This is a genomic window from Lentibacillus halophilus, from assembly GCF_039522485.1.
Taxonomy (GTDB): domain Bacteria; phylum Bacillota; class Bacilli; order Bacillales; family Amphibacillaceae; genus Lentibacillus; species Lentibacillus halophilus.
This window is the reverse complement of record NZ_BAAADM010000030.1, coordinates 35,222-47,023: the sequence shown is the minus strand read 5'-3', so window position 1 is coordinate 47,023 and position 11,802 is coordinate 35,222. Positions and strand designations below refer to the sequence as shown.

Here is an 11,802-nt window from a genome sequence, read left to right as displayed (position 1 = left end):
GCGACTTTACCCTGATCTGTGCGAGTTTCAGGCCGAGTTGCGCGACTTTACCTCATCATTGCACGAGCTGCGTCCTGAATGGCGCGACATGACCCCATTCTCGCGCGAGTCCGTTCCGAGCTGCGCGGCTTTACCTTTAGGCTGTCTGCTCTTCGTCCTCCGTCAATACGGACAGTGCGAGGATTTCAGCCACATCCATGGTGCCGATATCTTCGTCCACTTCTTTTGCCTTCGTTCCGTCACTGAGCATTGTGAGGCAGAATGGGCATGCACTGGAGATCATCGTTGATTCGGTTTCCAGCGCCTGTTCGGTACGGGCGACGTTAATATGGTTGCCGGTTGTATCTTCCGTCCACATCAAACCGCCCCCGGCACCGCAGCACATGCCATTTTCCCTGCTGCGATTCATTTCGATTAAATCAAGTCCCGGTATTGCATTTAAAATTTCCCTCGGCGGATCGTATACGCCGTTATACCGGCCCAAATAGCAAGAGTCATGATACGTGAGCCGCTGGTTAATCGGCCGTTGCGGCTTTAATTTTCCATTCATCACCAGGTCGTACAGCATCTGTGTATGATGATAGACTTCCGCTTCAAAACCAAAGTCGGGGTATTCGTTTTTGAAAATATTATACGCATGTGGATCAATCGTCACGATTTTCGTTACATTGTTTTTTTCAAATTCGCTTATGTTTTTCTCAGCGATTTCCTGGAATAAAAATTCATTTCCTATGCGTCGTGCCGTGTCACCGGAATTCTGCTCCTTATTGCCAAGGATAGCAAAATTAATGCCGGCCTGATTCATCAGTTTGGCAAAGGCCAGAGCAATCTTTTGACTGCGATTGTCAAACGATCCCATCGAACTGACCCAAAAGAGATACTCAAAATCTTTATCTTCTTTTTTCAGTTCTTTAATCGTCGGGATATACGCATCGTCATCCTGCTCACGCCATTTGATGCGGTCTTTCTTGGACAAGCCCCATGGATTGCCTTGGCGTTCGATGTTCATAACAGCGCGCTGGGCACCCTGGTCCATTTTCCCTTCTGTCATAACGAGATAGCGGCGCATGTCGATAATCGCCCCGACGTGCTCATTCATAACCGGACATGCGTCTTCACACGCGCGGCATGTGGTGCATCCGGACAGTTCCTCTTCGGTAATAACGTCCCCGATAAGGCTGACATCCGCCATGCCCGCCGCTGCTTCATTGGCTCCTTCACCGGCCAACTGATTGCCTTTCGTTCCGGAAAACGCATACGACGGCACCCACGGCGATTTGCCCGTCACGGCCGCTCCTTTTTCCGTAAGATGATCGCGTGCTTTAACCATAATATCCATCGGCGACAGCATTTTACCGGTGCCTGATGCCGGACAGACATCGGTGCAGCGCCCACACTCCACACACGCATAAAAATCAATCAACTGGCGCTGGTCGAAATCTTCCACCTTGCCGACGCCGAATGACATCTCACTTTCATCAGTGGCGTCATCCATATTATCAAAGTCAATTTTTTCCAGTTTGCCAGGCTCCCGTTTGCTTAAAAACACATTAATAGGCGCAGCAATTAAATGCGCATGCTTGGACTGTGGTACATAAATGAGGAAGGCCAGTATCGTCATCGTATGAATCCACCAGAACACATAGAATGCCACCAACGCAGCCGTTTCGCCCATCCAGCCAAATGCAAGAGCGATCACACTCGCCACTGGCTCCGACCACGATGCAGCTTCCCCGTGCCAAATGATGTTCATCCCGTTTCCGAGTAATACGGACATCATCAATGTGGCAATAAACAGTAGCACAAGACCCGCTTTAAACCCACGTTTGAGACGAACAATTTTCTCAATATAACGCCGATAAAACGCCCACACGACGGCCACCAATATCATTAATGTTACCAGTTCCTGAAAAAATGTAAATCCCGGATACAGAGCGCCGAACGGCAAGTGACTCCCCGGTGCGAGTCCTCTTACGAACATATCAATGGCTCCGAACTGAACAAGGATAAATCCGTAGAACATCATCACGTGAATCGTCCCGGATTTTTTATCTTTCAACAGCTTGGACTGACCAAAAACAATGGTGCCAACACGCCGGAAGCGTTCTTTAAAATCTCGGTCAAAGTTGGATTCTTTGCCAAGTTTTATGTAAGAAACCCGTGTCGCCACCACTTTGACAAATAAATATACACCATAAATAACAATAGCTGCAAAGGCCAGCCAATTAATCGTCAAAAATATATCCATCGTGCTCCTCCCCCTTTAAAATACAGTATAACGCATAATGACAACGATTGCATTCTTTTGATTAAGAAAATTCAGTTGGTTTAGTCACTACTCTATACGATGAATGATTATTCAGTCAACCTGATTCAGAGAATCACCATAAAGTTGCGGAATTCTAAATCCGGTTGATAATTCTACCAATCCGGTTGATATATCAGTCGATACGGTCGATATATTCTAAATTTGGTTGATAAATCTGCCAATCTGGTTGATATATCCTGAATCCGGTTGATAAACCCGCCATCCGGCCAAGCAAGGGTAGGCAGCCAGCTCGTATCATCTTGGCAAGGTTATGACAATGATGGACAAGGTGACAAACGACCGGGTAAGACTAACAATCCATTGAGCATCCTTGATGGCTTTTATCAAAAAGTCATTAAAAAATTAGACTGATAGCATGGTTCAGTCTAAAAAAAACTTGCAGAAAGGCGGTGCCTCTGCAAGTTTTTTATTACATTGATTCGGGTGCGGTAATACCGATCAGACGAAGGCCGTTTGCGAGCGTGGTGCGGACGGCTTCCATAAGGGCTATTCGGGCTTTGGTGCGTTCCGGATGATCCGGGTCGAGCACTTTTTCCGCATTGTAAAAGCTGTGCAGCTGCGACGCCAGTTCGAATACATACTGCGGTACTTTATGTGGTGCGCGTTTTTCGGCAGCATCCGCGATCGTTTGCGGGAATGCGCCCAGCTTTTTCAACAAGTCTGTTTCTTTCTCGGCAGTCAGAAGATTGGCATCAAACGCCTCACTTCCGGCAAATCCTTTCGCTTCGGCCTGTTTCAGCATCGTGCAGATCCGAGCATGGGCATATTGTACATAATACACCGGATTGTCGTTGGATTGGGAACGGGCGAGATCCAAATCAAAGTCGAATTGCGTGTCGTTGGACCGCATGACAAAGAAGTAACGTGTCGCATCAATGCCGACATCTTCCATCAAATCCCGCAGTGCCACCGCATTGCCGGTGCGCTTGCTCATGCGCAGTTTTTCTCCGCCTTCGTACAGGTTAACGATCTGGATAATTTTAACAACCAGCTTGTCCGCCGGATACCCAAGCGCCTGAATGGCCGCTTCCATCCGCGCGATATAGCCGTGATGATCGGACCCCCATACATTAATCATCTCCTGGAATCCGCGCTCCAGTTTATCCTTATGGTAGGCGATGTCCGGTGTCAGATACGTATAGCTGCCGTCCTGCTTGATCAAAACGCGGTCCTTGTCATCACCGAAATCGGTCGAACGGAACCAGACAGCCCCGTCCTGTTCATAGACATAGCCGCCATCCCGCAATGTCTGAACGGCTTCTTCCACCTTCTTGTCAGCGTATAGCGACTGTTCGGAAAACCAGTGGTCAAAATGCACTCCGAAGTCGGCGAGGTCTTTTTTTATCTGGTTGAGCGACGACTGCAGCCCGTACTCCCGGCAAAAGGAAAGCCGCTCCGATGTGTCGGCGTCCACCCATTTTTCACCGTACTCAGCTGCCATGTCCCGGCCGATAGCAGCAACATCGTCCCCACGGTAGCCGTCTTCCGGCATTTTAGCGTCTCGGCCGAGCGCCTGCATGTACCGGGTTTCCACCGATGTCGCCAATTTGTCAATCTGGCTGCCAGCATCGTTAATGTAATATTCCCGTTCCACGTTGTAGCCCGCCGCTTCCAGTACATTGGAAAACACGTCGCCATAAGCTGCACCGCGGGCATGGCCAAGATGCAAATCACCGGTCGGGTTGACGGAAACAAATTCCACCTGCACCTTCTCGCCCTTGCCGGCATCGCTCCGGCCGTATGTATCTCCAGCTTCCAGAATTGCCGGGATCAAATCGCCGAGAAAATCATTTTTCATGAAAAAATTGATGAAACCGGGACCGGCTACCTCCACTTTGTCGACATGCGCTTTGGCCGTATCCAGATGAGTGGTAATATCCTCAGCAATCTGTTTGGGAGCTTTTTTAGCAATGCGTGCGAGCTGCATGGCAATATTTGTTGCAAAATCACCATGCGCTTTTTCTTTCGGTTTTTCCAAAATCACTTCCGGCCGCTCCTCATCAGTCGCCAGTTCGGCCTGAACTACTGCGGCAGCAATTTCCTGTTTCAAAATATCTTCCGTCTGTTGCAACACATTGGTCATGAGCCTTCCTCCTTATGATGGACATTCAACGCTAATTGATGGTTTCGTTCAAGCTGCCCGTTCAGTTTGACCGTATAGGCCAAGGTCAAATAGCCCGCCTTTCCCGGATCAGGGCGGCGATAGTCCATGTGTGTCGTATACGTTTGCATATCTATCGTACCGTACGGGTGCTGGTAAACATTTTCGGTCGACCGATGCGGCTGAAACTGTTGATGCATAACGACCGGCCCGTTGCGCTTAATACTCACTCTGTCCTTATGAATGGTAATCATATTGTTAAGGCGCGCCCCGTCGTCAAGGGTTTCGCGAAAGGTGAGCACATCCATATTGTTTTTTTGATAAAAATAACCTGTCTCTCTTACTGTATTGTACTCTATGTCACCATCGTCATCAATCGACGTATGGAGCTCAATGGCAACCTGTTTCGCATCGTGTGTCATTTTTTGAACGCTCCTGATGAATATAATAACCTATTGTATCTATGAATGCCTTTCCATTGCAAACGCGACACAAAACAACATTGACTTTTCCCCTGCTCCGCCTCGCGCTAATTGTAAGCCATAACGCTCAAACCGGGCAACGCCACCGGAACGGCGCGAGTTTGGGGTGGAGCCGCGCAACCTCCGTTATAACTGCGCGACATTTGGAGGGAGCTGCGCGAGTTGCAACACGAACTGCGCAACCTTCACCCCGAGCTGCGCGACCTGCTCGGATTACTGCGCGAGTTTCTCCTGAATGGCGCGACCCCACCCATTATTGCGCGACTTTCCACTCTATCCAATCCCGCTCGACGATTTTTGCAGGCAGGCGGGTTTAATTCCGTTTGTTCTTTTCCATAATGGGAGTAACATCTGTCGAAAATGGAGTATCTCATATGCGGAAATTATTACGGCTGAACGCATTCAAAAAACGATTGATATACATGATACCACTTGCGATGGCTGCAGCAGCGATACTATTCATCGCCGGCGTTTATGCGGTCAGTTTTCTGCTTGGGCCGCCACCGCTCACCAACGATCAAAACACGGTTTATTACGGCATCGATGGAAACGTTATCGGGGAGGAACAAGGTGCCCAAAATCGCCGCTGGGTTAGCCTTGATGACATATCGCCCAAGCTCATTCAAGCAACACTCGCTGTTGAGGATACCCGTTTTTACGAACACAATGGCTTTGATGTGAAACGGATTGCCGGTGCCTTGCTTACCGATTTGAAAAGTCTTTCTCTGAAGGAAGGGGCAAGTACCCTCACCCAACAATATGCACGGAATTTGTATTTATCGCATGAGAAGACGTGGATGCGGAAGCTGAAGGAAGCATTTTATACCGTACGGCTAGAGATGCACTATTCCAAAAAGGAAATCTTGGAAGGCTACCTTAACACGATTTATTACGGCCACGGTAAATATGGTGTGGAAACGGCAAGCCGACATTTTTTTGATCAGTCAGCAGCCGATTTGTCGTTGCCGGAAGCGGCGATGATGTCTGCCATTCCGAAAGGGCCGGCGTATTATTCCCCATTTAATGATAGGGAAAATGCCAAACGCCGGCAGCGACGCATTCTTGATTTGATGCTTGATAATGGTGACATTACCGAGCGACAGCATTTTCTCGCAACCCGTAAACATCTCGCCTTTACCGAGGCGGACGAACGGAATAACGTGCCGCTCGCCCCATATTTTCAGGATGCCGTTTTGAACGAAGCAGCATCCATTTTGGAGATGGATACAGAAACCATTCGTTCTGGCGGCTACAATATTCATACCACGCTTAACAAAACGATGCAGAAAACGTTGAGACAAAGCGCGTCCAATGTCATTCAGTCAAGCAGCGATATTCAGCTCGGTGCGATGGCCATGAACCCTGCGAGTGGGGGCATTCGTGCGCTTATCGGCGGAAGGGATTATACCGACAGCCAGTTTAACCGAGCGATGCAGGCGAAGCGAATGCCGGGGTCCGCTTTCAAACCATTTCTTTACTACGCCGCCCTGGAAAACGGCTATACGCCGACCACCATGCTGCAGAGCAAACCGACAGCATTCCGACTGGAAAATGGTAATGTTTATCAACCGAGCAACTATAACGGCTACTATGCCAATAAACCCATATCACTCGCCCAAGCACTCGCCTTATCCGATAATGTGTATGCGGTCAAAACCAATTTGTATCTCGGCCCGGAGACGTTGGTGAGCACCGCCCGTCAATTTGGATTTGACGGGGAGTTGCCCGCGGTTCCTTCCCTTGCGCTCGGAACATCGGCTGTGACCGTGGAAAATATGGTGACCGGATACAGCATGATCGCCAATGGTGGAAAGCAGGTGGAGGGACACACCATTACCAAAATCACAAACCGAAATGGTCGCACCGTTTTTGAACGGGCGGATCAGCAGGAGAAACGCGTGCTGGATCCGCAAACAACATTCGTTTTAACGCAACTGATGACTGGCATGTTTGATCGATCACTTGACGGCTACATGCCCGTGACCGGGTCCAGCATCGCTGATACACTGGAGAGAACCTATGCCGGAAAATCAGGCACCACCGATGCAGACAACTGGATGATCGGATACAGTCCAATGCTCGCGACAGGGGTCTGGACGGGATTTGACGATAACCGGAAAATTTTCGGCCGAACCGAGCATCGCTACGCCAAACAAATCTGGGCCAATTTTATGAACAAGACCCATCAAAACGGCAGCCGTTCATCATTTGATGCGCCGTCCGGCGTCACCAGTATCCGTATTGATCCCGAAAGCGGCAAACGGGCCACCACCTACTGTGACACAAGCCGTCTCATGTATTTTAAAAAAGGGACCGCGCCACAGAAATACTGCACCATGCACATGCCAGACGATGAGCCGAATGCGGATGACGAGAAGAAGGATGAGCCGGGCATGCTGGAAAAAGTTATGGACTTCCTATTCTGATGACGCAAGTACCCATTTCCAGGCCCGTACACAGGGCATATAAAAAGAGCTGACTCCCCATAGGCAGTCAGCTCTTTTTGTGTCCTAGTAATCCATGTTTCCGTCCATGTATACATATTTTACAAATTTCCATCCAAAAGCACAAGCCGAAAACCGACAATTCACTGATCGGTCACAAAATGTTCATTAATTCGGAAGCGCGTTTTTCAATTCATCGGTCGAATTTTTCCACATGTCGCCGCCTTCAAAGTTAGCCAAAAAGTCTTTCAACAACTTTTTGGAATGCTCATCCATGTGTTCCACCCGGATCTTGCCCTTCAAGGAATCTTCCATATGTTTGACATGCTCCGGCATGGATTTGTAAGCACGTTTGATGGAACGGTCGACAACGAGTTCACTGCCGCCCACACCGGCAAAGTACGGACCGTTTTCGCCTTTTTCAACCGTAACCCAGACGACCCAATACACCAGGCCATTAGGAACCGCATCCCTGTCCGACTGAAACTTGACACGACGCTCGACGGCACTGCGAGCATGCATCGCTTCCATGTCAACAAACGCTTGGTCCTCATTCGGGTCGATGATGACCGATGACATATTTTCCAGACTGATGGAGCCAATACCGTAGCCTTCGTGACCATCATTCGGGTCATCTTTTATAATCGTAAATTGATTCGTTTTCTTTTGGTTGGACGATTGATCGGAACTCATTTCAAAACCCTCCTAAATCGGTATGGTGCTTTCCATTGTAGCATACGCTTCCGATGCTGTTCATCCGGATGCTCATTGCACCGGATGCATTGCTTGAATCAGCCGGTGTGCCTCATCCAGCTCCAGATCGGTGTACTGTTGCTTCGGTTTAACCGTATGTACTTTCTCATTGACGTCATCACGGCTCAACCCGTCAAAGTAAAGCATCGTCGCTACAAGCTCAAGAAACCGGGAGCTTTTTTCCTGCAGCAGAGCTATCGGTTCGGTCATATCGGGCATCGTCATCCCGAATTGCTGCAAGAAGTCTCTTCCCGATCCGGTTATATGGTAATGATACTGAACATAATTGCTTTTGTTTTCTTTCTCCTCGGCCAAGAATCCGAGATTGCACAGCTCTTCCACCCGTAAGGACAATTCCTCCGAATATGGTCCGTAAAAATGAAATTGATACTTCTCTTCAAACGGGAAGTTCCATTTTTGCAGGATATATATCATTTTCTGCAACTTTTTCCGTCCGCTCACTTCTTCCGCGTCGGAAAAAAACCGCATTAATTTGGCATGATCAGTCAGCATGGTTATTCGCTCCTTTGTAAGGTTGCTTCAAATGCAGGAGTTCTGCTATTCGTCGTTTGGCCGGATGGTCGTCCGACAGCTTTTTCACCAGATCCGCCGGGTAATAAAGCTTATGGTCCGTACGTTTTTTACCGGAAATGGCCTCGACGATATCCGAATGCCGGGACAGCTCCACTAAGCTCGCATCCGGCATCAGCAAGTGAATGGGCAGGCGCTCTTCCTCTTCGCCCGGCCGGTAAAAATCATACGGCAAATCAGACGACGAGTCGACTTCCAAGTAGTAATCCGGATCCATACCCGCCTCGCGGAACAGCTGCGTGAGTTCATTCCACTCGTTCATCTGCTCGTTCGGATTAAATTCGATGTATTTAAACAGATGCCGGTTCACAAATCGCTCGCACAAGTCACTCAGAATTGGATCATCCTCTTCCTGCCAAAGTTGGAAATAATACATGACCACCGTCTCATCCAACTTCAAATAGTCGCGGAGACCAACTGATTCATTGAAAAAGGAAACGAAATGGATCGGCTTCAACTTAAAGGTATAATCATTTTCGTACAAATATTTGGCGCGATGCAGGATTTTGGACAAAATCACTTCCGCACTGCGGGTGACCGGGTGAAAATAGACTTGCCAATACATTTGATAGCGGCTCATAATATAATCCTCAACCGCATGCATCCCGGTCGATTTGATCACGACCTGGTCCTCCAGCGGCCGCATGAGACGTAAAATCCGTTCCATATCGAAGTGCCCGTAGCTGACCCCGGTGAAATACGCATCGCGCTGCAAGTAATCCATCCGGTCAGCATCGATCTGGCTGGAAATAAGGCTGACAACGAGCTTGTCCTCATATGTTTTGTCGATCACATCGGCCACCTTTTGGGAAAAGCCTGGCTCGACCTGTTCCAAAATATGGTGCACGTCTGTATCGCCGAGAATAATCGCTTGTGTAAACTGCTCATGATCCAATTTGAACACTTTTTCAAACGAATGGGAAAATGGCCCATGCCCCAGATCATGAAGCAAAGCGGCACACAGCGAGACCAATCGTTCCCCTGGATCCCAGCGTGGACTGTCCGCGAAATTTTCCAAGATGCGCCGTATGATTTCATACACACCAAGCGAATGATGGAACCGGCTGTGTTCAGCGCCGTGAAACGTCAAATACGTCGTCCCGAGCTGCTTAATCCGTCGCAGCCGCTGAAATTCCGGTGTGGCAATCAAATCCCAGATGACCCGGTCATTGACATGGACATAACGGTGCACCGGATCTTTAAAAACTTTTTCCTCATGCAATTTTTCATCTTTGTATGGCATGGATTCACCTGTTTCTTTTCGACAATGTTATAGTATATTATAGGATAGTTTCGTGAAAGTTAAAAGGATGGAATAAAGGAGAACACTATGAAACATTGGAAAGACGTCGTGCACCACACGGCATTTCGCTATTTGGATCATACTGAAAAAAATATTTTCCACGGGCGGGCATATACCGCACTAACGTCGTTTGCCGTTGATGACGTACTCGCTCTGTCCGCTGCCGGTGCAGACACGGAGGCGGCCGTGCGGCTTTGGGTGCATTCGGATACCGTCGTCCTCGGCATTCCCGACACACGTCTGCCGCATCTGAAAGAGGGAATCCGGCTGGTGTCGGAGCGCGGCTATCACGCGATCGTCCGCAATTCCGGTGGGCTCGCTGTCCCCCTTGATGCAGGTGTCCTGAATCTGTCCCTCGTCCTTCCCAGTGTCAGAGGTATTTCCATTCACGACTGCTATGACGCGATGGTCGGATTCATTCAACATGTGCTGCGCGACCTCACCGATGGTATCGAGGCGTATGAAATTGTCGGTTCCTACTGTCCGGGCGACTACGACTTGAGCATCAGCGGGCGAAAATTTGCTGGCATCTCACAGCGCCGGGTCAAAAACGGAGCGGCCATCCAGATTTATTTGGATGTGAATGGTCGGGGACAGGAGCGCGCGGAACTGATTCGGGATTTTTATGAAGCGGCACGAAAAGGCGAAGCAACATCATTTGATTATCCGGATATTGAACCGAGCGTGATGGCGTCACTATCAGAATTGCTCGGCATGGAATTGACGGTGGATGATTTGAAATCACGCGTTTGGGAAGCAATCAACGCCGTCAGCGACCGGATGCGCACCAGTGACTTTTCCGACGACGAATGGGAGCAGTTCACGAAGCGATACGCGCAGATGGTGAAACGGAACGAGAACGTAGCCGCCATGCAGTGAAGGGTGCGCAGGGGGTGGGCTGCGCTGTGCGCGTTTTGGCTCGAGCTGTGCGAGTTTTGGCTCTAGCTGCGCGACCTCGTTCGATTATTGCGCGAGTTGCGGCCTTAGCCGCGCGACCTTACCCCATGATGGCGCGACTCCCCGCTTGAACTGCGCGAGTTGCCCCATAACCGCGTGACTTTTGGCGTGAATTGCGCGACCTTACCCCATGACTGCGCGCGTTGTGGCTCGAGTCGCGCGACCTCACCTCATGATAGCGCGCGTCGTTCAAAACCGTTTTCCGTTCAGGATTCACTTTGCATGGGTTCGAGGTGTTTTGTACAATTCAGTAATTCAAGCGTCCAGCCGTTCTCTCCGGAAGCGATGCAGCTTACGGACGTGTTGCCAAGCAATGTTTGGGCGTCTATTTCCGGTGAAAGATGGGTTAATAGCTGTTTGATAAAGGTGCCGTGGCTCACAATTAAAATATGGTCGCCTTCGTGTGTGGCGGATACTTCATTGAGAAATGACATTCCGCGTTCGACCATGCTTTCAGCCGTTTCCTGACCCAAGTCGAGTGACCGCCAGTTATATCCCCAAGTTGCGGTGCGTTCAGCTTCGTTCATTCCTTCAATTTGGCCGCAATCGCGCTCCCGGAGCCTTTTATCCCGATGAAGATCCATCCCTCCCATGGCACGTGCAATGGCCTCGGCCGTATCGTTGGCCCGGCTTAAGTCGCTGGTATAAATGACATCCCAATGATCCGTGCACAAGCGTTCGGCCACCTTTTCAGCTTCCTGGCGCCCTTGTGCATCCAGTGGCACATCGGAGCTGCCCTGCGCCCGGCCCTCCTTATTCCAGAGCGTCGTGCCGTGCCGGACAAACCCTACTTTCGTCATACTGCTTCACCCCAAAATCGTTTTTGCTATCATTAGTATAAC

9 protein-coding genes are annotated in these 11,802 nt (G+C 49.6%); 2 read left to right on the top strand and 7 right to left on the bottom strand.

The window, feature by feature from the left end:
• Positions 1-136: 136 nt before the first annotated feature.
• The 3 genes from ABDZ72_RS05585 to ABDZ72_RS05575 all read right to left on the bottom strand — a co-directional run bounded on the left by ABDZ72_RS05585 (position 137) and on the right by ABDZ72_RS05575 (position 4,852).
• A complete protein-coding gene (locus ABDZ72_RS05585; RefSeq protein WP_343751694.1) occupies positions 137-2,248 on the bottom strand; it encodes a (Fe-S)-binding protein in 2,112 nt (703 codons plus the stop codon).
• 490 nt (positions 2,249-2,738) lie between these two features.
• Positions 2,739-4,412, bottom strand: a complete 1,674-nt coding sequence (gene argS, locus ABDZ72_RS05580) for an arginine--tRNA ligase (RefSeq protein WP_343751693.1) — start codon at positions 4,410-4,412, stop codon at positions 2,739-2,741.
• Positions 4,409-4,852 (bottom strand): YwiB family protein, encoded by a 444-nt coding sequence (locus tag ABDZ72_RS05575; protein WP_343751692.1) that lies wholly within the window; start codon positions 4,850-4,852, stop codon positions 4,409-4,411. Before ABDZ72_RS05575 ends, argS begins: the two co-directional genes overlap by 4 nt.
• 434 nt (positions 4,853-5,286) lie before the next feature.
• Between ABDZ72_RS05575 and ABDZ72_RS05570 the strand changes: the two genes are divergently transcribed.
• The gene (locus tag ABDZ72_RS05570) at positions 5,287-7,338 is read left to right on the top strand and encodes a transglycosylase domain-containing protein (protein ID WP_343751691.1); all 2,052 of its coding nucleotides are present in this window, start codon (positions 5,287-5,289) and stop codon (positions 7,336-7,338) included.
• Positions 7,339-7,524: 186 nt separating this feature from the next.
• Here ABDZ72_RS05570 and ABDZ72_RS05565 read toward each other — a convergent pair whose 3' ends face one another.
• From ABDZ72_RS05565 to ABDZ72_RS05555, 3 genes are all read right to left on the bottom strand, one after another.
• Entirely contained in the window at positions 7,525-8,049 is a 525-nt protein-coding gene (locus ABDZ72_RS05565; RefSeq protein ID WP_343751689.1) for a YwhD family protein, read from the bottom strand.
• A gap of 72 nt (positions 8,050-8,121) precedes the next feature.
• Complete coding sequence (locus tag ABDZ72_RS05560; RefSeq protein ID WP_343751688.1) at positions 8,122-8,622, bottom strand: YwgA family protein; 501 nt, start codon at positions 8,620-8,622, stop codon at positions 8,122-8,124.
• Positions 8,612-9,943, bottom strand: a complete 1,332-nt coding sequence (locus tag ABDZ72_RS05555; protein WP_343751687.1) for an HD domain-containing protein — start codon at positions 9,941-9,943, stop codon at positions 8,612-8,614. The genes ABDZ72_RS05560 and ABDZ72_RS05555 overlap by 11 nt, the downstream gene beginning before the upstream one ends.
• An 87-nt stretch (positions 9,944-10,030) precedes the next feature.
• On the opposite strand from ABDZ72_RS05555, the gene ABDZ72_RS05550 reads away from it, so the two are divergent.
• Complete coding sequence (locus ABDZ72_RS05550) at positions 10,031-10,882, top strand: lipoate--protein ligase family protein (protein ID WP_343751686.1); 852 nt, start codon at positions 10,031-10,033, stop codon at positions 10,880-10,882.
• A gap of 284 nt (positions 10,883-11,166) precedes the next feature.
• On the opposite strand, the gene ABDZ72_RS05545 is transcribed toward ABDZ72_RS05550, so the two are convergent.
• Positions 11,167-11,760, bottom strand: coding sequence for a histidine phosphatase family protein (locus ABDZ72_RS05545; RefSeq protein WP_343751685.1), 594 nt, complete (start codon positions 11,758-11,760; stop codon positions 11,167-11,169).
• Between the last annotated feature and the right edge of the window lie 42 nt (positions 11,761-11,802).

Coding starts and splice junctions, on each gene's coding strand:
- ABDZ72_RS05585 (WP_343751694.1), bottom strand. CDS start 2,248: ATGGATATATTTTTGACGATTAATTGGCTGGCCTTTGCAGCTATTGTT.
- argS (WP_343751693.1), bottom strand. CDS start 4,412: ATGACCAATGTGTTGCAACAGACGGAAGATATTTTGAAACAGGAAATT.
- ABDZ72_RS05575 (WP_343751692.1), bottom strand. CDS start 4,852: ATGACACACGATGCGAAACAGGTTGCCATTGAGCTCCATACGTCGATT.
- ABDZ72_RS05570 (WP_343751691.1), top strand. CDS start 5,287: ATGCGGAAATTATTACGGCTGAACGCATTCAAAAAACGATTGATATAC.
- ABDZ72_RS05565 (WP_343751689.1), bottom strand. CDS start 8,049: ATGAGTTCCGATCAATCGTCCAACCAAAAGAAAACGAATCAATTTACG.
- ABDZ72_RS05560 (WP_343751688.1), bottom strand. CDS start 8,622: ATGCTGACTGATCATGCCAAATTAATGCGGTTTTTTTCCGACGCGGAA.
- ABDZ72_RS05555 (WP_343751687.1), bottom strand. CDS start 9,943: ATGCCATACAAAGATGAAAAATTGCATGAGGAAAAAGTTTTTAAAGAT.
- ABDZ72_RS05550 (WP_343751686.1), top strand. CDS start 10,031: ATGAAACATTGGAAAGACGTCGTGCACCACACGGCATTTCGCTATTTG.
- ABDZ72_RS05545 (WP_343751685.1), bottom strand. CDS start 11,760: ATGACGAAAGTAGGGTTTGTCCGGCACGGCACGACGCTCTGGAATAAG.